At 71.1% G+C, this 22064-nt stretch carries 21 protein-coding genes; 13 read left to right on the forward strand and 8 right to left on the reverse strand.

Annotation, left to right across the window (positions count from 1 at the left end):
• Positions 1-6: 6 nt before the first annotated feature.
• On the reverse strand, positions 7-612 hold the full coding sequence (locus tag ACTU3I_RS02875; protein ID WP_442924103.1) for a hypothetical protein: 606 nt from the start codon (positions 610-612) through the stop codon (positions 7-9).
• Between the two features lie 120 nt (positions 613-732).
• On the opposite strand from ACTU3I_RS02875, the gene ACTU3I_RS02880 reads away from it, so the two are divergent.
• A complete protein-coding gene (locus ACTU3I_RS02880) occupies positions 733-2460 on the forward strand; it encodes an ABC transporter ATP-binding protein (RefSeq protein ID WP_442924104.1) in 1728 nt (575 codons plus the stop codon).
• Positions 2457-4487, forward strand: coding sequence for an ABC transporter ATP-binding protein (locus ACTU3I_RS02885; protein WP_442924105.1), 2031 nt, complete (start codon positions 2457-2459; stop codon positions 4485-4487). The genes ACTU3I_RS02880 and ACTU3I_RS02885 overlap by 4 nt, the downstream gene beginning before the upstream one ends.
• A gap of 100 nt (positions 4488-4587) precedes the next feature.
• On the opposite strand, the gene ACTU3I_RS02890 is transcribed toward ACTU3I_RS02885, so the two are convergent.
• Positions 4588-5619: a PrsW family glutamic-type intramembrane protease gene (locus tag ACTU3I_RS02890; RefSeq protein WP_442924107.1), complete on the reverse strand. Its 1032-nt coding sequence runs from the start codon at positions 5617-5619 to the stop codon at positions 4588-4590.
• 162 nt (positions 5620-5781) lie between these two features.
• Here ACTU3I_RS02890 and ACTU3I_RS02895 point away from each other — a divergent pair, with 162 nt between their 5' ends.
• The gene (locus ACTU3I_RS02895) at positions 5782-6987 is read left to right on the forward strand and encodes a glycosyltransferase (protein ID WP_442924108.1); all 1206 of its coding nucleotides are present in this window, start codon (positions 5782-5784) and stop codon (positions 6985-6987) included.
• Positions 6988-6989: 2 nt separating this feature from the next.
• Entirely contained in the window at positions 6990-8267 is a 1278-nt protein-coding gene (locus tag ACTU3I_RS02900) for a glycosyltransferase (RefSeq protein ID WP_442924109.1), read from the forward strand.
• Here the strand turns inward: ACTU3I_RS02900 and ACTU3I_RS02905 are convergent.
• Both ACTU3I_RS02905 and ACTU3I_RS02910 read right to left on the reverse strand, forming a co-directional pair.
• Complete coding sequence (locus ACTU3I_RS02905; protein WP_442924111.1) at positions 8260-8625, reverse strand: hypothetical protein; 366 nt, start codon at positions 8623-8625, stop codon at positions 8260-8262. The two genes, ACTU3I_RS02900 and ACTU3I_RS02905, sit on opposite strands and share 8 nt — an antisense overlap.
• Before the next feature lie 49 nt (positions 8626-8674).
• A complete protein-coding gene (locus ACTU3I_RS02910) occupies positions 8675-8884 on the reverse strand; it encodes a hypothetical protein (RefSeq protein WP_442924112.1) in 210 nt (69 codons plus the stop codon).
• A gap of 87 nt (positions 8885-8971) precedes the next feature.
• Here ACTU3I_RS02910 and ACTU3I_RS02915 point away from each other — a divergent pair, with 87 nt between their 5' ends.
• From ACTU3I_RS02915 to ACTU3I_RS02925, 3 genes are all read left to right on the forward strand, one after another.
• The gene (locus ACTU3I_RS02915) at positions 8972-9967 is read left to right on the forward strand and encodes a GlxA family transcriptional regulator (protein WP_442924113.1); all 996 of its coding nucleotides are present in this window, start codon (positions 8972-8974) and stop codon (positions 9965-9967) included.
• Positions 9968-10139: 172 nt separating this feature from the next.
• Positions 10140-12341, forward strand: coding sequence for an ATP-dependent Clp protease ATP-binding subunit (locus tag ACTU3I_RS02920; protein WP_442924114.1), 2202 nt, complete (start codon positions 10140-10142; stop codon positions 12339-12341).
• 120 nt (positions 12342-12461) lie between these two features.
• Positions 12462-13304, forward strand: a complete 843-nt coding sequence (locus ACTU3I_RS02925) for a UbiA family prenyltransferase (RefSeq protein ID WP_442924115.1) — start codon at positions 12462-12464, stop codon at positions 13302-13304.
• 124 nt (positions 13305-13428) lie between these two features.
• Here ACTU3I_RS02925 and ACTU3I_RS02930 read toward each other — a convergent pair whose 3' ends face one another.
• Genes ACTU3I_RS02930 through ACTU3I_RS02940 form a run of 3 tightly spaced genes read right to left on the reverse strand, consistent with a single transcriptional unit; the run spans position 13429 to position 16380 of the window.
• Positions 13429-14550, reverse strand: coding sequence for an FAD-dependent oxidoreductase (locus ACTU3I_RS02930; protein ID WP_442924116.1), 1122 nt, complete (start codon positions 14548-14550; stop codon positions 13429-13431).
• Positions 14543-15235 carry a methyltransferase domain-containing protein gene (locus ACTU3I_RS02935; RefSeq protein ID WP_442924117.1) on the reverse strand — a complete coding sequence of 231 codons (693 nt, stop codon included), beginning with the start codon at positions 15233-15235 and terminating at the stop codon, positions 14543-14545. Before ACTU3I_RS02935 ends, ACTU3I_RS02930 begins: the two co-directional genes overlap by 8 nt.
• Complete coding sequence (locus ACTU3I_RS02940; RefSeq protein ID WP_442924118.1) at positions 15232-16380, reverse strand: type III polyketide synthase; 1149 nt, start codon at positions 16378-16380, stop codon at positions 15232-15234. Before ACTU3I_RS02940 ends, ACTU3I_RS02935 begins: the two co-directional genes overlap by 4 nt.
• Before the next feature lie 121 nt (positions 16381-16501).
• Between ACTU3I_RS02940 and ACTU3I_RS02945 the strand changes: the two genes are divergently transcribed.
• The 5 genes from ACTU3I_RS02945 to ACTU3I_RS02965 all read left to right on the forward strand — a co-directional run bounded on the left by ACTU3I_RS02945 (position 16502) and on the right by ACTU3I_RS02965 (position 19122).
• Positions 16502-16846 carry an ArsR/SmtB family transcription factor gene (locus ACTU3I_RS02945; RefSeq protein WP_442924119.1) on the forward strand — a complete coding sequence of 115 codons (345 nt, stop codon included), beginning with the start codon at positions 16502-16504 and terminating at the stop codon, positions 16844-16846.
• Positions 16843-17502, forward strand: coding sequence for a dihydrofolate reductase family protein (locus tag ACTU3I_RS02950; protein ID WP_442924120.1), 660 nt, complete (start codon positions 16843-16845; stop codon positions 17500-17502). The genes ACTU3I_RS02945 and ACTU3I_RS02950 overlap by 4 nt, the downstream gene beginning before the upstream one ends.
• Positions 17499-17963 (forward strand): SRPBCC domain-containing protein, encoded by a 465-nt coding sequence (locus ACTU3I_RS02955; protein WP_442924121.1) that lies wholly within the window; start codon positions 17499-17501, stop codon positions 17961-17963. Before ACTU3I_RS02950 ends, ACTU3I_RS02955 begins: the two co-directional genes overlap by 4 nt.
• Positions 17964-18189: 226 nt before the next feature.
• Positions 18190-18654 (forward strand): ribonuclease E activity regulator RraA, encoded by a 465-nt coding sequence (rraA, locus tag ACTU3I_RS02960; protein ID WP_442924122.1) that lies wholly within the window; start codon positions 18190-18192, stop codon positions 18652-18654.
• 87 nt (positions 18655-18741) lie between these two features.
• Positions 18742-19122 carry a VOC family protein gene (locus tag ACTU3I_RS02965; protein ID WP_442924123.1) on the forward strand — a complete coding sequence of 127 codons (381 nt, stop codon included), beginning with the start codon at positions 18742-18744 and terminating at the stop codon, positions 19120-19122.
• A gap of 6 nt (positions 19123-19128) precedes the next feature.
• Here ACTU3I_RS02965 and ACTU3I_RS02970 read toward each other — a convergent pair whose 3' ends face one another.
• Positions 19129-20985: a glycoside hydrolase family 2 protein gene (locus ACTU3I_RS02970; RefSeq protein ID WP_442924124.1), complete on the reverse strand. Its 1857-nt coding sequence runs from the start codon at positions 20983-20985 to the stop codon at positions 19129-19131.
• A 51-nt stretch (positions 20986-21036) separates the two neighbouring features.
• Between ACTU3I_RS02970 and ACTU3I_RS02975 the strand changes: the two genes are divergently transcribed.
• Positions 21037-22053, forward strand: a complete 1017-nt coding sequence (locus ACTU3I_RS02975) for a LacI family DNA-binding transcriptional regulator (protein ID WP_442924125.1) — start codon at positions 21037-21039, stop codon at positions 22051-22053.
• Positions 22054-22064: the final 11 nt, after the last annotated feature.

Genomic DNA, 22064 nt, shown 5'->3' on the forward strand with positions numbered 1-22064 from the left:
GTGCGCCTAGGCCGGGTCGATCCGCAGCACGGTCGGGCTCTCGCCCACGGAGAGGTCGTCGACGATCCGCAGCGTCCGGGCGATCTCGTCGACGGCCGGCAGGATCGTCGCCACGCGGGAGCGGTCGGAGCAGACCGCCGTCAGGGTGACGAAGTGGGTGCCGGTGTCCCACGTGTACGTCGCGAACGGCGGCGTACGGGGGTCTTTCGGCAGATCCATGACGAGCTTCTCGCCGGCGCCGAGCGCGGGAGTGCGGAACTCCTCGGTGTCGTCGTATTCGATCGGCATCATCGCGCGCGCGGTGCGCAGCTGCGGCGTGGCCTCCTGCAGCTGCGCCATGACGACGACGAGCTCGGGGTCGTCCCGCCACACCCATACCAGCACGCGCCCATCGGCGCGGCGCAGGAGGAGGGGCGTGGCCTGGCTGACCGCCCAGGCGAGGAAGCCGCCCCGTGGTCGGTCGGAGCCGGCGGCCGCTCCGCCGGCGGCGCGGCCGGCCTGATTCAACAGCATCCGGATGGCGGCCTTGCGATGGCGGCGCCCGCGGAACCCGAGGGATCCGGTCACGGCGACCCATCGCGCGGAATCGGCGTCGGCCTGCAGTCGCGGCATGGATCCAGCGTAGGGGTACGCCCTGAGCGGACGCCGCTCGCCGCATGCCGGCGGTATCTGCCAGGCTGAACGGACGGTCGCAGACCGGCCCCCGTTTCGTTTCCTCCCCTGGGAGAAGTCGTGCTCGTCAAGCTCCTCACGCGGTACCTACGCCGGTACCGTTGGCTCCTGCTGGGACTGTTGATCTTCCAGCTGGTCTCGGCCATCGCGTCCCTGTACCTGCCGCGTCTGAACGCCGACATCATCGATCAGGGCGTCGCGCGCGGCGACACCGGCTACATCTGGTCCCGCGGCGTGCTCATGCTCGTCATCTCGCTCGCGCAGATCGTCGCCGCCGTGATCGCGACCTATTTCGCCGCGCGGGCCTCGATGGGTGCCGGACGCGACATCCGACGCGATGTGTTCGAGAAGGTGAGCGCGTTCTCCGAACGCGAGGTGTCGCACTTCGGCCCGGGCTCCCTCATCACGCGCAACACCAACGACGTGCAGCAGGTGCAGATGCTCGCCATGATGGGCGCCACGATGCTCGTCACCGCGCCGCTGCTGGCGATCGGCGGCATCATCATGGCGCTGCAGCAGGACGTCGGGCTCAGCTGGCTGATCGCGGTCTCGGTTCCGACGCTCCTGATCGTGGCCGGTCTCGTGATCGCGCGCATGGTCCCGCTGTTCCGCAGCTACCAGTCCAAGCTCGACGCCGTGAACCGCGTCATGCGCGAGCAGCTGACCGGCGTCCGCGTGGTGCGCGCGTTCGTGCGGGAGCTGATCGAAGAGGCGCGCTTCCGCGCCGCCAACACCGACATCATGATCGTCGGACGCAAGGTCGGGTCGCTGTTCGTGCTGCTGTTCCCCCTCGCGATGCTGGTGCTCAACGTCACCGTCGTGGGCGTCATCTGGTTCGGCGGCATCCAGGTGGACGCCGGCAACGTCGAGATCGGGACGCTCTTCGCCTTCATGCAGTACGTGGGCCAGATCCTCATGGGCGTCATGATGGCGAGCTTCATGACGATCATGATCCCGCGCGCGGCGGTATCGGCCGAGCGCATCGGAGAGGTGCTCGCGAGCGAGTCCACGCTCGTCCGTCCGAGCGACCCGGTTACCCGCTTCGCCGCCCCGGGCCGAGTCGAGTTCGACGACGTGGCCTTCACGTACGTGGGTGCGGAGTCACCCGTCGTGCAGGGCGTGAGCTTCGTCGCCGCACCGGGGGAGACGGTGGCGATCGTGGGGTCGACGGGCTCCGGCAAGACCACGCTCATCTCCCTCATCCCGCGCCTGTTCGACGTCACCGGCGGCGCCGTGCGCGTGGGCGGTGTCGACGTGCGCCAGGCCGACCTCGACGCCCTGTGGCAGACGATCGGCCTCGTGCCGCAGCGTCCGTTCCTCTTCAGCGGAACCGTCGCCTCCAATCTGCGATTCGGTCGCGAGGAGGCGACCGACGAGGAGCTCTGGCGCGCCCTCGAGATCGCACAGGGCCGCGACTTCGTCGAGCGGATGGAGGGCGGGCTGGAGGCTCGCATCGCCCAGGGCGGCACCAACGTGTCGGGCGGCCAGCGCCAGCGCCTCGCCATCGCGCGTGCGCTCGTTCACCGCCCCGAGGTGCTCGTGTTCGACGACTCGTTCTCGGCGCTCGACCTCACCACCGACGCGCGGCTGAGACAGGCACTGTGGCGGGAGCTTCCGGAGGTGACGAAGATCGTCGTCGCCCAGCGCATCTCGACGATCACGGGCGCCGATCGCATCGTCGTGCTCGAAGACGGCCGGATGGTGGGTCTCGGCACGCACGACGAGCTGCTGGCCGGCAACGAGACCTATCGAGAGATCGTCGAGTCGCAGCTGGGGGTGGAAGCGTGAGCACGCCCGACGCCCTCACCGAGGAGGAACGCGCCGAACTCGAGCTCGCCGAGCAGGCGCGGCTCAACTCCGGAGACTGGGACAGCGTCGCCCCCGGCAAGGCGGCGAACTTCGGCGCCAGCTTCCGTCGCCTCGTGGGCCTGCTGCGCCCGTACGCCGGTTCGTTCCTCGTCGTATCCGTGCTCGGCGCGATCAGCGTCGTACTGGCCGTGCTCGCCCCGCGCGTGCTGGGCGATGCGACCAACATCATCTTCGAGGGCGCGGTCTCCCGGGCGCTGGGCGAACAGTTCCCCGCGGGCACCTCGCAGTCGCAGGTCGTCGAGGCGCTCCGCTCGGCCGACCAGGGCGACATCGCGAACATCGTCTCCGCGATGAACGACTTCCAGGTCGGAGCCGGCGTCGACTTCGACGCGCTCCGCATGGTGATCCTCGCGGTGCTCGCGATCTACGTCTTCTCGTCGCTGCTGTCGTGGATCCAGGGATATGTCATCAACGTCATCATGGTGCGCACCATGTGGCGGCTGCGTGAAGACGTCGAGGCGAAGATCCACCGCCTGCCGCTGTCGTACTTCGACAAGGTGCAGCGCGGGGAGCTGATCTCCCGCGTCACCAACGACATCGACAACATCACCCAGACGATGCAGCAGTCGCTCTCCAGCGCGCTGACGTCGGTTCTGACCGTCGTGGGCGTGCTCATCATGATGTTCACGATCTCGTGGCAGCTCGCCATCGTCGCGCTCGTGTCGCTCCCGCTCATGGGCGTCATCTTCGGCGTCATCGGCCCGCAGTCGCAGAAGGCCTTCGGCGTGCAGTGGCGCAAGGTCGGTCGGCTCAACGCGCGCGTGGAGGAGTCGTTCTCCGGTCACGCGCTGGTGAAGGTGTACGGCCGAGAGAAGGATGCCCGCGAGAAGTTCGAGGCCGAGAACGAAGAGCTGTTCGAGGCGAGCTTCCGCGCGCAGTTCCTGTCCGGGATGATCATGCCGGGCATGATGTTCGTCGGCAATCTCACCTACGTCGGCATCGCCGTGCTCGGCAGCCTCATGGTGGCCGCCGGTCAGATCCGCCTCGGCGACGTGCAGGCGTTCATCCAGTACTCCCAGCAGTTCACCCAGCCGCTGTCCCAGCTGGGCGGAATGGCGGCCGTCGTGCAGTCGGGCACCGCATCGGCCGAGCGGGTGTTCCAGCTGCTCGACGCCGAGGAGCAGGACCCGGATGCTGCGGACGCCCCTAGCCCCGTCGACGGCCGCGGAGTCATCGAGTTCGAGCACGTCCGCTTCTCCTACTCACCCGACCAGCCGCTCATCACCGACCTCTCCTTCCGCGTCGAGCCCGGGCAGACGGTGGCCATCGTCGGCCCGACCGGTGCGGGCAAGACCACGCTGGTGAACCTGATCATGCGGTTCTACGAACTCGACGGCGGGCGGATCCTCCTCGACGGGCAGAGCATCGCCGACATGCGCCGCGACGACGTGCGCTCGCGCACCGGCATGGTGCTGCAGGATCCATGGCTGTTCGCCGGCAGTATCCGCGAGAACATCCGCTACGGGCGGGAATCGGCGACCGACGACGAGATCCACGCGGCCGCCGTGGCGACCCGCGTCGACCAGTTCGTGCACTCGCTGCCCGAGGGGTACGACACCGTGCTCGACGAGGACGCCGCGAACGTGTCGGCCGGTGAGAAGCAGCTCATCACGATCGCCCGCGCCTTCGTGGCGCAGCCCTCGGTCCTGATCCTCGACGAGGCGACGTCATCCGTCGACACCCGCACCGAGCTGCTGCTGCAGCAGGCGATGTCGGCGCTGCGTCAGGGACGCACGTCGTTCGTCATCGCCCATCGCCTCTCCACCATCCGCGACGCCGATCTCATCCTGGTGATGGAGCACGGCGACATCGTCGAGAAGGGCACGCACGAGGAGCTGATCACGGCGCAGGGCGCCTACTGGCGGCTGTACCAGTCGCAGTTCGAGCAAGCCGCGCCCGACGCGGATGCCCCGGCCGTCGACGAGCCTGCCGTCGAGGCGCTCTGACCCACCGTCTTGCGTGAATCGGCTGCTAAACCGTCGGGTTTAGCAGCCGATTCACGCAAGTCACGCGAGAGTGAGGCGCGCCGAGTGGTGGATGCCGGCGTCAGCGCGCCTCTCGCGGCAGACGCGGCAGCCAGCGGTGCGGCACGAGCGTCACGGCGTCCGGCGGCACGAGGCGTCGCAGGAGCGGGCGGAACCACAGCGTGTACGACAGCACGATCCACACGATCGAGCCCAGATCCGACAGCCCACCGGGAAGCAGGGTCAGGCCCGCGTCGTTGAAGGAGTGCAGCGCGGCCGCGGCGGCGATCGCCCCCACCGCCGTCGCGACCACGCGCCGCCCGTGATGCGCCGCGAGCCAGATGAGCACGGCGGCCCCGGCGGTCCAGATCACATGGCCGAGCTCGACCCACGCCCGCGGAATGGCGCTGCCGACGGCGACGGCCATCGCCACGATCCGCGGGTGACCGAGGGAGCTGAGCGACTGCTCGACGCGCTGCACGTTCTGCTGCGCCTCGGGGCCGATCTCACCGACGTACTCGCCGCCTTCGATCGCCCCGAACACGGCGCCCGAGACCGCGACGGCCCACACACCAAGGCGCGGGTCGCGCAGCTGCGAGGCGCCGGCGGCGAGCAGGATCAGGGGCAGCAGGAGCTTTCCGACCTCCTCGATCGGGCCCGCGGCGAGGTACTGGATCTCCTCCGGGGCATCCAGCCACAGCCGCAGCGGAAGCTCGAGGAGCAGCGCGAATCCGATCGCCACCACACCGGACACCAGACCCCACAGGGTGGCCGCGCGGATGGGCAGGCTCGCCAGTCCCAGCCGACGGTGCAGCCCCGCCAGCAGCGCCGCGAGAGGGCCGCCCGTCGCGACGACGCCGGCGAGGACGAGAAGTGGCGAGAAGGACAGCAGGCCTCCCACCGCGGCCAGCGCGAACCCGACCACGAGGCCGCCGACGGCGAGGTAGACGGGCGGCCGGCGGAAGAGGCCGCCGTGCGGGTCCGGCGCGGCGGCAGCCGACTCGTCCGCGAGAGCGGGGCCCGTCCAGGCCGCGCCGTCCCACGCGCGGGAACGTCCCTCCCATCCGGTGGGATAGGTTCCGACGTCGGGCGAGGCGAGCACGGCTGAGGGCATGAGCCGAACGCTAGCGGAACCGACGCGGCGAGCCACGGCAGGGGCGCAGCCGTGTCGCGCCTCCCGCTCCGGGGTCGTTGCAGGCGGCTCGGGTACAGTGGTCACGCGCATGCACCGCACCGTGCGACCCACACCGCCGCACCAGATAGGCAGCCACCACCTGTGACCCCTCCTGCGACGCCTGACGACTCCCCCCAGAAGCCGCCCCTCACGATCGTCATGGGCTGCGACACGTTCGCCCCCGACATCAACGGCGCGGCGCGTTTCGCCGAACGCCTCGCCGCGGGCCTGGCGGAGCGCGGCCACGACGTGCATGTCATGGCGCCCAACACCGCCTACCGCCGCGCGGACCCCGCCGTCGAGGTGATCGAGGGCCAGCCGATCACGCTGCACCGTCTGCCCTCGGTGCGCTGGCCCCCTCACGACTGGCTGCGGTTCGTGTGGCCCTGGCGCGTGAAGCACTACGCGCGCCAGGTCTTGGATGCGGTCAAGCCCGACGTCGTCCACATCCAGTCGCACATCGTGATCGGCCGCGGGCTGGCACGGGAGGCGAAGAAGCGCGGCATCCCGATCATCGCGACCAACCACGTGATGGCCGAGAACATCCTGGACTTCACCACGCTCCCGGATGCGCTGAACAAGGTCGTCGTGAAGCTCGCCTGGGCCGATGCCCGACGCACTTTTGAGCTCACCCGCGCGGTGACGACGCCGACGCGCAAGGCGGCGGAGTTCCTCGAGTCGACCATCGCGATCTCCGACGTCCTGCCGATCAGCTGCGGCATCGATCGTCGCAATTACACCCCCGACCTCACGCCGCGAGACGCCAACCGCATCCTCTTCGTCGGGCGACTGACGACCGAGAAGGGCATCGACGTGCTCCTCCGCGCCGTCGCGCAGCTGGATCCCGGGCTCCAGGCGACGCTGGACATCGTCGGCGGCGGAGACCAGCGCCGCAACCTCGAGCAGCTCGCCGGCCAGCTGGGCATCGCGGAACGGGTGACCTTCCACGGCCACGCATCCGAAGAGGACTTGCGTGCCCTCTACTCGCGAGCGAGCGTCTTCGCGATCGCCTCGATCGCGGAGCTGCAGTCCATCGCGACGATGGAGGCGATGGCATCCGGGCTCCCCGTCGTCGCCGCCGACGCCGTCGCACTCCCGCACCTCGTGCACGACGGTGAGAACGGTTACCTGTTCGAGCCGGGCAACGTCGACGAGCTCACCGCGCGCCTCACCGACGTGCTCACGCAGTCGCCGGAGGAGCGCCTGCGGATGCAGCAGGCGTCGCTCGACGGCGTGATCGTCCACGACATCGAACGCACACTCGACACCTTCGAGGCTCTGTACCGCGGCGAACCGCTGCCGGAGTAGACGTGCACGTCGTGATGTTCGGCGATCAGCACGCCGAATCCTCCGGCGGCGCACAGGTGTCGATGCGGCTGCAGCGCCGATTCCTCGAGCTCGCCGGTCACACCGTGACCATCGTGGCGCCGCGCATGCATGGCCGTGCGACGCCCGATCCCGCCTACGTCGATCTGCCCTCCCTGCCAGTGACCCTCGACCGGGAGTACTCGATGAGTCTCCCCGGCCGTCGTACCGACCGCATCGTCGATGCGGCGCTGGCGGCGCGCCCGCCCGTCGACGTCGTCCACGTACAGGCCGATTTCTGGGGCGCGATCATCGGGCATCGGTACGCGCAGCGGCACGGCCTGCCCGTCGTGCACACGATGCACAACCGCGTCGACGTCGGCATCGCGGCCGTCGCCCCCTTCCCCCGCCTGGTGCTGCGCGCGGTGAACGCGTGGGCACGTCGCGCCCTCGGCTCCGGGCTGCGGATTCGGAACACGTCGGCGGATTCGGATGCCGCGGCCGGAACCCTCCGAATCCGCCGCCCATCTCCGAATCCGCGACGGCGAGACGGGGTGGACGGCTGGGCATACCTGCGGCGCTTCGGGTCGCTGTCGGACGCGGTGACGGCGCCGTCGTCGCACTTCGCCCGTCGGCTGCAGGAGCACGGCGTCTTCCCCGCGGTCGACGTGCTGTGGAACGGCATCGACGACGAGCTGCTCGACGGCGTGCGCGCCGAGCCCGACCGGACACGCAGGCCCGGGCGGCCGCGGCTGGTTTGGGTCGGCCGCATGAGCCCCGAGAAGCGCCTGCTGCCCTTCCTCGAGGCGGTCGCGGCATCGGGCATCGACGCCGAGGTGCAGGTCATCGGCGGGGGTGGACAGGCACGTGCGGCCCGGCGGCTCCTGCGACGGCGGCGGCCCGCCGCATCCGTCAGCCTCGTCGGACGGCTGCCGTACCCCGAGACGCTCCGCCGCATCGCGGCGGCGGATGCGGTGGTGCAGAGCTCGATCGGGTTCGAAACGCAGGGGATGACAGTGTTCGAAGCCGCGTCGCTGGGCATCCCGTCGATCGTGAGCGACCCCGACATCGCCGCGGAACTCGGCGCGGGCGTGTGGACGCCGCGGGACGGCTCGATACCGGCCCTGGCCGAGGCCCTCCGCCGGGCGGCGCGAGACATCGCCGCCGGGGCCGGGCCGGTCCCTGATGAGCGCACCGCGGAGCTGTTCCGGCAGTCATCGCGCACCGAGGCCATGCTCGCGGTGTACCGGCGCATCATCGCGCGATCGGGCGCCGTCACATGAGCGAGATCGCCACCGGGTAGAGCAGCCCCCACACGAGCGCGTTCACGACGGCTGACGCGCCGATGCCGAGCCCGATCCCGGCGAGGGCGTGCGGGCGGCCGCGACGCGCGATGCCGACCGCACCGAACACGACGGCCGCGACGCCGAGCACCGCATCGAGCACCGCGGATGCCGTGCCCACGATCCCGATGACGACGTAGCTCGTGCTGGCCAGGAGTGTCGCCTGCACGACCATCTGCACGACCATCGATGCGAGCAGGATCCCGCCGAGGACGACCGCGACGACTCCGGGCGGGTTGCCCGCTCGAGGGGGCGCTGGCGGGGGAGTGGGCGAGCCGTAGGGGGGAGGGGTGGTCACGGGCACCTCGTTTCTGGTGCCCCGAGTCTAGGGACCGGCTCCGCTGCGGTCAGGCTCCCACGCGAGCGCGCATGCGCCCATTCACGTGCGGCTGCGGGCGGACGCTGACGGATGCCGCGGGGGTGGGCGCGGCATCCGCGCGAGAGGGGATCATCGAGGCGCGCGCGGGGACTCGGCGGTAGCCGTCCCGCAGGAGAGCGACCACCGAGGCGGCGATCGCGACGACGGAGAGTGAGGCGAAGGCGAGGAGAATGATCATGGCAGTTACGCTACGGATGGACAATCTCTGCCACGAGTGGCAGACTTGCGCGTATTCGAAGGAATTCTGCCAAGCCGAGGAGACCGCATGAAGACCGTCGCTGTGATCGTCTCGGACGGGTTCGCGCCCTTCGAGTTCGGGCTCGCCTGTGAAGCGTTCGGTCTCGACCGGTCGGACGACGGCGTGCCGAACTTCGACTTCCGCGTCGTCACACCCGACCCGACGCGGCCCGTGCGATCGAAGCTGGGGTTCTCGCTCAATGTGGAGCACGACCTGGCCTTCGCCTACCAGGCCGATCTCGTCGTCGTGTCCCCTACGCCCCGCGAATACTGGGACCAGGCCGACGAGCGGATCCTCGACGCGGTGCGGCACGCCGTCGCTCGCGACGCCTGGGTCTTGAGCGTCTGCAGCGGCTCTTTCGTCCTGGCCGCGGCGGGCGTGCTCGACGGCAAGCGAGCCACCACGCACTGGATGTACGCGCCGACGATGATGCGCATGTACCCGCAGGTCGAGGTCGACCCCGACGTGCTCTACGTTCAGGACGGCCGCATCATCACCAGCGCCGGCACGGCAGCCGGCCTCGACGCGTGCCTGCACCTGCTCCGCCAGGAGCTCGGTGCCGAGCTCACCAACAAGATCGCGCGCCGCATGGTGGTGCCGCCGCAGCGCGACGGCGGCCAGGCGCAGTTCATCGATCGCCCGCTTCCCGTCGCCGCATCCCTCTCTCTGGCGCCCGTGACCGACTGGATGCTGGCCAACCTCCGCGCCGACCTCTCCGTGGAACAGCTCGCCGCGAAGGCGCACATGTCGCCCCGCACGTTCGCCCGCCGGTTCAAGGCCGACTTCGGGGCGACGCCGGCGGCCTGGCTGGGGCGTCAGCGCATCCTTCACGCGCAGCGGCTCCTGGAGAAGACCGACCTGGGTCTCGATCGGATCGCCTACGAGAGCGGCTTCGGATCGGCCGCGGTCCTGCGGCAGAACTTCGCCCGCACGCTCGGCGTGACGCCGACGGCCTACCGCGCCCGCTTCGCTTGCACGGACGACGCGGTGCCCGAGGCATCGCTCGAGCCGGCCCTCGCCTGACGCGAGCGCACATCCCCCGTGCGAGCGCACATCCATTTCCGCTGAATCAGATGTGCGGTCGGGAACGGGATGTGCTTTGGCGGATGCGTGCGGGCTTGTCGCGGAGCGAGGAGCGCGCTAAACTTGAGTCATCAACGCTCAACTTTGAGCGACGCAGACTTCAGGAGAGTACATGAACGCCACCCCGCAGCCCGGACAGGAGGAGTCGCAGAGCGCCCTCGAACAGTTCGGCATCAATCTCACCGACCGTGCCCGGCAGGGCAAGCTCGACCCCGTCATCGGGCGCGACAGCGAGATCCGTCGGGTCAGCCAGGTGCTGACCCGACGGACCAAGAACAACCCCGTGCTGATCGGGGAGCCCGGCGTCGGCAAGACCGCCGTCGTCGAGGGTCTCGCTCAGCGGATCGTCGCGGGCGACGTCGCGGAGAGCCTCAAGGACAAGGAGCTCGTTTCGCTCGACATCTCGGCGCTCGTCGCGGGCGCGATGTACCGCGGCCAGTTCGAGGAGCGGCTCAAGAGCGTCCTCAAGGAGATCACCGAGTCGGACGGACGCATCATCACGTTCATCGACGAGCTGCACGTGCTGATGGGCGCCGGCGGCGGCGAGGGCTCGGTCGCGGCCTCGAACATGCTCAAGCCCATGCTCGCTCGCGGCGAGCTGCGCCTCATCGGGGCGACGACGCTCGACGAGTACCGGCAGTTCATCGAGAAGGATGCGGCGCTCGAGCGCCGCTTCCAGCAGGTCTACGTCGGCGAGCCCACCGTCGAAGACACCATCGCGATCCTCCGCGGCCTCAAGGAGCGCTACGAGGCGCACCACAAGGTCGCCATCGCCGACGCTGCCCTGGTGGCTGCGGCATCCCTGTCCAACCGCTACATCACCGCGCGGCAGCTTCCGGACAAGGCGATCGACCTCATCGACGAGGCCGCGTCGCGGCTGCGGATGGAGATCGACTCCGCGCCGCTGGAGATCGACGAGCTGCGCCGACACGTCGATCGCCTCAAGCTCGAAGAGCTCGCGCTGAAGAAGGAGAAGGACGACGCCTCGAAGGAGCGCCTGTCGACGCTGCGCGAGCAACTCGCCTCGGAGCAGGAGCGTCTCGACGAGCTGCAGGCCCGGTGGGAGCGCGAGCGCTCGTCGCTGAACCGGGTGGGCGAGCTGAAGACCCGCCTGGACGCGGCACGCATCGATGCCGACCGTGCGCAGCGCGAGGGAGACCTCGAGCGCGCGTCGCGGCTGCTCTACGCCGAGATCCCCGCGCTGGAGCGCGAGCTCATGCACGCCGAGAGCGAGGAGCCGGCCGGCGACCGCATGGTCAACGACCAGGTCACCGATGAGGACATCGCCGCGGTGATCGCGGCGTGGACGGGCATCCCGATCGGCAGGCTCATGCAGGGCGAGACCGAGAAGCTGCTGCACCTCGAAGCCGAGCTCGGCAAGCGCCTGATCGGCCAGAAGGACGCCGTGAAGGCCGTCTCCGACGCCATCCGCCGTTCGCGTGCCGGCATCAGCGATCCGAATCGGCCCGTCGGATCGTTCCTCTTCCTCGGACCGACCGGCGTCGGCAAGACGGAGCTGGCGAAGTCGCTCGCCGACTTCCTGTTCGACGACGAGCACGCGATGGTGCGCATCGACATGTCGGAGTATGGCGAGAAGCATTCGGTCTCCCGCCTCGTCGGGGCCCCTCCCGGATACGTGGGGTACGAGCAGGGCGGCCAGCTCACCGAGGCCGTACGTCGTCGCCCCTACAGCGTCGTGCTGATGGACGAGGTCGAGAAGGCGCATCCGGAGGTCTTCGACGTCCTGCTGCAGGTGATGGACGACGGACGCCTCACCGATGGTCAGGGGCGCACTGTCGACTTCACGAACGTCATCCTCATCCTCACGTCGAACCTCGGATCGCCGATCCTCATCGATCCGACGCTGTCGCCGGAGCAGAAGCGCGAGCAGGTGCAGGCCCTCGTGCGCCAGGCGTTTAAGCCGGAGTTCATCAACCGGCTCGACGACATCGTGATCTTCTCGGCCCTGACCGAAGACGACCTGGCGCAGATCGTCGAGCTCGCCGTCGACGCGCTCCAGCGGCGCCTGCGCGAGCGCCGGCTCACCCTTGCGGTGACCCCGGATGCCCGCGCCTGGCTCGCCGAGCGCGGCTACGATCCGGTGTTCGGCGCTCGGCCGCTGCGCCGCCTCATCCAGTCCGAGATCCAGGATCGCCTCGCCATGGCGATCCTCGCCGGCGGGGTGCGCGACGGCGACATGGTGCGCGTGGATGTCGCCGCGGACGGCTCGTCGCTCGTGCTGACCTCCGATGGCCCCTCGATCGTGCCCGACGCATCCGACGACGACGTGATCGAGGCCGTCCTCGACGACTGACCCTCCGCGAGACCGCATCCGCGCCACGAGACAGCGGGCGACGGATGCCGTCTCGTGGCGCAGGTGCAGTCTCGCGTCAAGCGCGGCGGGGGGAGCTGCACGCCGCGGTAGCGTCGGGGGATGCGGCGGCGGAGGCGGGTGGTGGGCGCCCTGTGGGGGTCCACCCACCCCGGACCCACCGTCGTCGTCACGACGCTCTCACTCGCGCTCGGCCTCGCCGCGCACCTCGAGGCGTGGCGGGTCGTACTGCTGGTCGTGTCGGTGTTCGCGGGGCAAGTCTCGATCGGCCTGTCCAACGACGCGATCGACGCGGGCCGGGACATCGCGGTCGGCCGCACCGACAAGCCCGTCGCGGCGGGGGTCGTGTCGGCCTCGACGGCGATGAGCGTCGCGATCGGGGCGCTCGCGGTCGCCCTGGCGCTGTGCCTGCCGCTCGGTGCCGGGATGCTCGCCGCCCACGCCGTGCTGCTGGCATCCGGATGGGCCTACAACGCCGGGCTGAAGTCGACGCCTTTCTCGCTCGCGCCGTTCCTCGTGAGCTTCGGGCTGTTCCCGTCGCTGGCGACCCTGTCGGCCCCGGATGGCTCCCTCGCGCCGCCGTGGCAGAGCGTCGCCGGCGCGGTCCTGGGCGCGGCCGTGCACCTGACCAACGTGCTGCCCGACCTCGAGGACGACCGCGTCACCGGCGTGCGCGGGCTGCCGCACCGCATCGGCCCGCGTGCGAGCGCGGTGCTGGCGGCGGCCGGGGTCGCCGCAGGGGCGGTCACCGTGCTGCTCGGCTCGTCGGGCGCAGACCTCGCGGCCGTGCCGATCGTGGCATGGGCGTTCTTCGCGGCTGCGCTCGCGGTCGCCGTCGCCACGGCGGTGCGCGTGCTCGTGCGCCCGCCCGATCGCACCGTCTTCCGGCTCGTGATGATCGCCGCTCTGCTGCTGTCCGCCGAGCTCGTCGCGACCGCCGCCTGATCGCCGCGCTCTCCCGGCGGCCGAAGCCCGCGAGCGCACATCAGCTTCGCGAGCGCACATCCTGCCCGCCCGGATACGGTGTGCGCTCGGCGACAGGATGTGCGCTCGCGGAAGGGGGCACGGGTCAGGCGTTGCGGTCGAAGCCCATCGCGTACGCGTGCGCGAGGAGCGTCGCCGCCGGTGTGGCCAGCAGCCCGCGCAGCGCGAGCGCGCGCACGGCGTTCCCCCGTGCGGACGCCGGACGCCCCAGGAGCGTGTTGGCGGTCGCGATCGCGCCCGAGGTGCGCGCCGATGCCAGACGGCGGCGCTCCCAGCGCCGCAGGGCGCTCTCCGGTGCCTCCCCCGTTCGCATCCAGGCCGCCAGCAGAGGAGCGAGGGTCGCCGCATCCAGCAGCCCCAGATTCATCCCCTGGCCGCCCATCGGGCTCACCTCGTGCGCGAGGTCGCCGATCGCGAAGACCGGCCCGCGGCGCAGGCGCGGCGCCAGCGAGCGGCGGATCTCGAAACCGTCGGCGGCGTCGACGGCGGATGCCTCGGTGTCGAGCCCGCGTGCGCGCAGTGCGTCGCGGAGCATCCTCGCGCGCTCCGCGTCGTCCGACAGATCGACGGGTCCGGGCGCCACGAATCGGCGCACGCCGCCGGGGAGGGGGAAGGACTCCAGCACACCGCCGCGATCAAGGTGCACGACGGCATCCGCACCCCCCTCGGCAGTGATGTCGGCCATGACGTACCGATCGGGGTAGCGCTGCTCTCGTACGGCGCCCGGCCGGTACAGCAGTCCGCGCGAGCGCGGCCCGGCGGCCACCACGACGATGCGGGCGGCGATCTCCGCCATGCCGTCGTCATCGCGGTAGATCACGCGCGGCGCGCTCGCGCGCACCGCCGTAACCTCGCCGAAGATCGGCGCGGGCGCGTCGACGGCCAGCGCGGCGCGCGTCTCGGGCTGCGGCAGCGTGGCGACGAAGGGGAAGCGTCGCGACAGGCGGTCGAAGCGCACGACGCCCAGCAGCGCGCCCGCGGACCGCGCCTCGCCGGCCAGAACGCGGGTGGCCCGCGCGAGGAGCCGCTCGGTGACCCCGGATGCCTCGAGCGCGGCGAGCACCGGAGCATGGATGCCGATCGCTCGCGAGCCCGCGGCCGGGTCGCGACGGCGCTCGATGACCGCGACGTCGACGCCGCGGCGGACGAGCTCGGCCGAGAGGAGCGTTCCGACGGGCCCCGCCCCCACCACGACGACGTCAGGCATCGCCGCGAGCCTCGGCGAGGAGCCGGAACGGCGCCGGCGTTCCGACGCGCCATCCGGGTCCCAGCGCCGCTGCAAGCTCGGCCGGGCGGTAACTCCGCCGGATCGATCGCAGACCGTCGGTGTGCAGGAAGGTCCCGGCCGCGAGCGGCGCCACCCCGACGGCGTACAGCGCATAGGGCAGTCGGCCGCGGACGATGTCGCTGTGCAGCACCGTCCCGGTCGCGAGCAGGCGGGATTCTGCCGCGAAGCGCGCGAGCCCGGCCGCGTCGAGATGATGCAGCACGTGGTTCGAGATGACGGCGTCGTAGCGCTCGCCGTCGGCGAGCAGTCGAGCCGAGTCGGCGCACACGAAGCGCATGCCGGGTGCAGCCGCGGACGCGGCGACCGCGTGCGCGCGAGGGTCGGGATCGGCGCCCGTCCAGTGCACGCTCAGCCCGTCCCGGCGCGCGAGCGTCGCCAGACGCAGCACCAGGTCGCCTCCGCCCGAGCCGAGGTCGAGCACGCGGGCCGGGCGGTCCAGTGCCCGCAGCGCCGGCGCGAGCCGTGCGCGCCAGAGCGTGCCCCAGCCCGACACCAGCCGGTTCACCAGGCCGAAGCGGCGGTAGGTCGCGGCCAGGCGCGCCGGGTCGCAGGCCGGGTCGTCCATCAGCTCGGTGAGAGTGGCGTCGCGCTCGCGCAGGCTCATCGCTGGACGAGCGCGGGTCGGCGATCGTCCGACACGAGTGCGGCGGCATCCGCCGTACGGTCCCGCAGCACCATCCGCGCCGCCTCGAGGGTCAGCCCCGGTCCGAACGCGAGCGCGCCGAGGCGCTGTCCGTCGGGCCGAGCGGGGTCGGCGAGGATGTCGCGCAGGATGAACAGCAGCGTCGCGCTCGACATGTTCCCGTAGCGTCGCAGCACCTCGCGCGACGCCGTGAGCGCGTCGTCGGCGAGTCCGAGCCCCGCTTGGACGCGGTCGAGGATGCTGCGGCCGCCGGGGTGCACGGCCCACGCGTCGAGGTCGTCCGGGCCGCCGAAGACGTCGTCGACGACCGCCCGAACCTCCCGTCCGACGATGCGCGGCACCTCGGCGGTGAGCCTCATCTCGAAGCCGTCGTCGCCCACCTTCCACGTCATGTCGGCGGCGCCCTCGTCGCTGAGGCGCGTGGCGAAGCCGGTCAGCTCGAGCCGGCGATCCCCGCCCCGCGCCGGGTCGCCCGATACCACCGCCGCGGCGGCGCCGTCGCCGAACACCGACGCAGCGACGATCTGCTCCGGGTCCGCGGACCCTCTGATGTGGAGCGAACAGAGCTCGGCGGCGGCCACGAGCACGACCGCGCCGGGGTCGGACGCGACGATCCGCGCCGCCTGGCGGAGCGCCGGTACCGCGGCGGCGCACCCGACGAAGCCGAGGTGGTCGCGCTCCACGGTCGACGAGAGACCGAGGTCGCGCACGAGCCGGAAATCGGGGCCGGGCGCGATCAGGCCGGTGCACGACACGGTGACCACGTGGGTCACCTCATGCGCGTCGACGCGTGCGGCAGCCAGGGCGTCCCGCGCCGCGGCTGCGAAGAGCGCCGGCGCCGCGCGCACGAACTCGTCGTTGCGCTCTCGTGTCGAGGGGGACAGGAGCTGTTCGCCGTCGCGCACGTGCAGTCCGCCGCCCGTCGGGCCCAGCTCAGCGAGCACGGTGTGGCGTGTATCGATGGCCGCGGCGTCGAACGCCGCCTGCAGCAGCCGGCGCGCGCGTCGGTCGAGTCCGGGCTGGGCTGCGAGGAAGTCGCGCACGTCGGGCTGCGTCAGTCGAGTGGGGGGCACAGCCGTGCCCAGGCCCAGGATGCTGGCAGTCATGCTCCACTCTAGGCATCTTCGGCTGTGCGGCGGCCGGGGCTGGTGCACTTTCCTCCGGCCGTCTATGTTCCGCCCGCGCCGACCTTGACGCGAGGGCGTCTCCGTCGCAATACTTAAGCAAATGCCAAAGTATCGGAACGACGTCGACGCGGTCCTGCGCGCGCTGGCCGACCCGACGCGTCGCGCCGTCGTGGAGCGGCTCTCGCGCGGGCCCGCTGTCGTGTCCGACCTCGCCGCACCGTTCGCGATGAGCCTCCCCGCCCTTCTGCAGCACCTCCGGGTGCTCCAGGAGGCGGCCGTGGTCACCTCCGAGAAGAGCGGCCGGGTGCGCACGGTGAGTCTGCGTCCGGGTGCTCTCGACGTGCTGCACCTGTGGCTCGATGAGCAGCGCACACCGGCGGAGAGACAGGCCGATCGTCTCGGCGTGCACCTCGCCCGCCATCCGCAGAAGGAGAACATCTCATGACCCGAGTCCGCGTCGATCTCAACATCTCGCTGGATGGATTCGCCACCACCACCGATCAGACACCGGAGAACCCGTTCGGCGACGACTGGGGAAGGCTCACGCACGCGTACGTGAGCACCCGGACGTTCCGCGCGCGCGTCCTCGGTGACGACTCCGGCGAGGGCACGACCGGTGTCGACGACGACTTCGCGGCGCGCTACTTCGAGGCCGTCGGCGCGGAGATCATGGGGGCGGCCATGTTCGGACTGCACGAGCACCCCGGCGATCCGGAGTGGAAGGGCTGGTGGGGGGACACGCCGCCGTTCCGCGTTCCGGTCTACGTGCTGACGCATCAGCGCCGGGATCCGCTGCCCATGGCGGGCGGCACCATCTTCCACTTCCTCGAGGCGTCGCCGCGCGAGGCGCTGGCGATCGCGTCCGAGGCCGCCGGGGGTGCCGATGTGCGGATCGGCGGCGGCCCGACGACCGTGCGCGAGTTCCTGCGGGAGGGACTCGTCGACGACCTGCATGTCGCCATCGTGCCGATCATCCTCGGGCGCGGTGTCCCGCTGTGGGAGGGCCTGCGCGGCCTCGAGGCCGACTGCCGTGTCGAGAGCGTCACGGCGCCGAGCGGTGTCGTCCATGTCACGTTCCGGCGAGAGGGGCGGCGCGCATGACCGCGCCGCGGCGAACCGTCGCCCATGCCGGCTTCACGCTGGTCCGCGACTACCCCGCTTCAGTCGCGCAGGTGTGGGCCGCGTTCGCGGACGAGGACCAGAAGCGGACGTGGTTCGGGACGGATGACGCGTGGGCGGCCGGCGAGTGGCGGTTCGACTTCCGCGTGGGCGGTGTGGATGTCGCCGAGGGCGAGTTCCACGGCGGCCCGCTGTCGAGGTACGAGGCGCGGTACACCGACATCGTCGAGAACGAGCGGATCGTCGTCACCTACGACATGTGGCTCGACGGCGACCACATCTCCACCTCGGTCGTCTCGTTCGAGTTCGAGCCCGTCGCGATCGGCACGCGCTTCACGCACACCGAGCACGGTGTGCATCTCGACGGTCTCGACGACGGCGCGGGTCGCCGTGAGGGCACCGTCGGCGTCCTCGATCGGCTCGCCGCCTTTCTCGCCCGCTGAGTGCCCGGCGGACAACACTCCGGATGAATCGAGCCGATCCGGGCCCAGGGCGGTGCGGCGGGCTCGCGGCGGCGGTTCGTCCGGAATGTTGTCCCGCGGATGGTGCGCCTCCCCTTCCGCGGATGGTGCGCCTCCCCTTCCGCGGACGCGAAGAGGGACGGATCTTTCGCCGTCGCGACGCTCTCCGCCGCTCATCGCCGCCTGCCTCTCGCCCTACCCTGGGGAGATGACCGCCACGGCTGACCTCTACGACGAACGCGGCGAGGAGCTCGACTCGCTCGCCCTCCCCTTCCACGACCTCGGAGGCCGCGTCGAGTTCGACGGCGCGGTGCGCACCGTGCGCTGCCATCGCGACAACGCCCTCGTCAAGGCGGTCCTGGCCACCCCCGGAGAGGGCGCGGTGCTCGTGATCGACGGAGGCGGATCGCTCGAGTCGGCGCTCGTGGGCGACCTCATCGCCGCATCCGCCGTCGAGAACGGCTGGGCCGGCATCATCGTGCACGGGGCGATCCGCGACCGGGTGGCATTGGCCGACCTGCCGATCGGCATCAAGGCGCTGGGGAGCAATCCCCGCAAGAGCGCGAAGGCGGGCATCGGCGAGGTCGACGAGCCGGTGACCATCGCCGGCGTCGCCTTCACCCCGGGCGCGCACGTGTGGGCCGACGCCGACGGCATCCTCGTCGAACGCTGAACCCCGGCTGCGCTGCACCCCTGGACATCCGACGCCGGGAGGCGGAGCATCGAAAGCGGGCCTGACGCGCCCCGGACGGAGGTCAGCATGTTCACACCCGCACAGGCTTTCAGCGGCTTCGCCGTCGACGACCTCGCCGCCGCACGCGCGTTCTACGCCGACACGCTCGGTCTCGAGGTGCGGGAGAACGCGATGGGGATGCTGGAGCTCGTCCTGGGCTCCGGCGGCCATGTCATCGTCTACCCGAAACCGCACCACGAGCCGGCGAGCTTCACGATCTTGAACTTCGCCGTCGACGACGTCGAGTCGGCGGTCGACGACCTGCGCTCCCGCGGCGTCGAGACGAAGATCTACGACGACGCGGAGTTTCCCACCGACTCGAAGGGCATCATGCGCGAGGGCGGCCCGCTGATCGCGTGGTTCCGCGACCCGGCCGGAAACGTGCTGTCGGTCGTGGCGAACGAGTGACGGCAGCTACCCCTTCCCGGTGATCGCGCGCCGGAGATCGGCGATGGGCACCTTCGGCGTGCGCTCGGCCGTCAACAGGCCGTTCGTCTCCTGCATGGTGTCGGTCAGCTGCGTGTAGCAGGTGCCGGCGAGGAGGTCGCTGGCACGCGTCGCCTCGTAGAGCGAGCGGATGCGGGCGAGCCAGTCTTCGTCGTCTGCCGCGGTCGTGTACCCCCACCCGTCGGCGCGCTCGCCGGCGGGTTGGAAGCCGATCCCGCCGAACTCGGTCAGCATGACGGGCTGGCCGGCATCCGACGCCCCGCCGACCAGCTGCATCCGCCCCGACGGTGCCAGCCGGTCGAGGATCCGCTTCCGGGCGGCGCCGTCGGCGTACGTGTGCGCGAGCGCGGCGCCGTCGCCCTCGTAGTCGTGCACCGTGAGGAGGTCGGTGTTCTGCTGCTCCCACCCGTCGTTCGAGATGACCGGGCGCGAGGGGTCGAGGGCCCGCGTCAGATCGGAGAGCGCCCGCGAGTACGCCTGCTGCGCGGGATCGTCGGCGACGTGCTGAATCCCCCACGATTCGTTGAAGGGCACCCACGTGACGATCGACGGGTGGGAGATGTCGCGGTCGACAGCCTCCATCCACTCCCGGGTCAGCCGGTGCACGGCGATCGGTGCGAACTCGTAGGCGGCGGGCGCCTCCCCCCATACGAGCAGCCCCAGGCGGTCGGCCCAGTAGAGGAACCTCGGGTCTTCGACCTTCTGGTGGATGCGGCATGCCGTGAAGCCGAGGTCCTTGATCAGCTCCACCTCCCGGCGGAGCGCCTCGGGCGACGGCGCGGCGAGGTGACTCTCGGGCCAGAACCCCTGATTGAGCACCGAGCGAACGTCGTAGGGGCTGCCGTTGAGCAGGAAGGCGCCGCGTCGGGTCCCCACCGTCCGCACGCCGAGGTAGGAGGCGATCGTGTCGCCGCAGTCGCCGTCGGACAGCACGATCGTCGCGTCGACGAGCCGCGGATGCTCGGGCGACCAGGTCAGCTCGTCTTCGGCCTGCCCGTTGTGCTGGCGCGCAAGAGGGACGTCCACGCGGATGCGGCGGGCGCCGGCGGGTACGTCGACATCCAGTTGCCCGAGATCCTCGCCGCTTTCGTCGAAGTCGAGCGCCACCGACAGGCGCGTTCCGGCAGGCGCGACTCCTCGCAGGCGCACGCGAAGCTCGACCGCGGTGTGCCCGGCCGGCAGCCATGACACGTGCTCGATGCTGATCGAGGGCACGGCCTCGAGCCACACCGTCTGCCAGATCCCGGTGGTGCGTCGGTACCAGATGGCGTGGGCGTCTTCGTGCCAGTCCTGCTTACCGCGCGGCTGGGTCATGTCGTGGGGGTCGTCCTCCGCGCGCACCACCAGGAGGTGCGGTCCCCCCGAACGGACGAGTTCGGTGACATCCAGCGTGAACGGCGTGTGGCCGCCCTCGTGGGAGCCGGCACGGCGACCGTCGATCCACACCTCGGCGCGGTAGTCGACGGCCCCGAAGTGCAGCAGCACGCGGGGGCGGTCGGCGTCGTAGCCGGCGTTGCGAAGGTCCTCGGGCGAGATCGTGCGCGAGTACCACACGACTGGGTGGAAGCCGTCGTGCGCGATGCCGCTGGCGGGTGACTCCGGGGGGAAGGGCACGACGATCTGCTGGTCGGTGTCGAATCCGTCGGGCCACCCGTCGGCATCCCCCACCCCGTCGTCGTCGACACGGAACGCCCACACGCCGTCGAGGTTCTGCCACGCCGCCCGGAGCAGCTGAGGGCGGGGGTAGGCGCCGTCCTGCCGCGAGGCCCGCGGCACCTCGGCGGCGCGAGCGGACAGAGAGGGGTGCGACGTCGCGGGGCTCATCCGCATATTTTACAGCGCTGTAAATCATCGTCAAGCGGCTAGTCTGACGGGGTGAGGGGGCCGAGGGCGACGCTGCAGGATGTGGCGACGCAGGCCGGCGTGTCGATGAAGACGGTGTCCAACGTCGTCCGCGGCTACCGGCATGTGAGCCCCGCGATGCGCGAGCGCGTCCAGGCCGCGATCGACGCCCTCGGCTACCGCCCGAACCTCTCGGGCCGGCGCCTCGCCACCGGCCGGTCGGGGATGCTCGCGCTGGCGATCCCGGACCTCCGACGGCCCTACTTCGCGGAGTTGGCGCACGCGTTCGCCCGCATCAGCGCGGAGCGGGGCTATCGCCTCCTGCTGGAGGAGACCGGCGGGACGGCGGAGGGCGAGCGCTCGGCGCTGCACGACCGCGAGGTGGGTCTCGTCGACGGCGTCATCCTGTACCCGCAGGCGCTGTCGTCCTCCGAGCTCGACCGCCTCGACCGCGACGCTCCCGTCGTCTTCCTCGGCGAAGACCCGCCGCCGCCGGGAACCGATCACGTCGCCATCGACAACGTCGCCGCCGCCGATGCCGCCGTCACGCATCTGATCGACGTCCTCGGACGGCGCCGCATCGCGTTCCTCGGGCACGAGATCGGCGCCGTCGGTCGCACATCCGCACTCCGGCTCGAAGGGTACGCGCGCGCCCTCGACCGTGCCGGCATCCGCCGCGACGACGCGCTCCTCGTTCCGCGCGAGCGGGGCGACGCGAGAGGTGGCGAAGAGGCCCTGACGAACGCGCTCGCGGCAGGACTCGAGTTGGACGCGCTGCTCTGCCGCGACGACCTCGCCGCTCTCGGCGCCCTGCGGGCGCTCCGGCTGGCGGGCCTGGACGTCCCCACCGACGTCGCCGTCATCGGATGGGACGCCATCGAGCTCACCGCGAGCACCGTGCCGTCGCTGACGAGCGTCGCAGCCGACACCGCCGCGCTCGTCTCCGAGACCCTCGACCTGCTGACGGACCGCATGGGCGGTCCGATCGACGACCAGCGGCGCCGCACGGTCGACTTCACGATCGTGTTCCGCGAGAGCGCGCCGGGCTGACGCGCCGGGAG

The organism is Microbacterium sp. RD1, from assembly GCF_052220165.1.
In the GTDB taxonomy this organism is placed as follows: Bacteria; Actinomycetota; Actinomycetes; order Actinomycetales; family Microbacteriaceae; genus Microbacterium.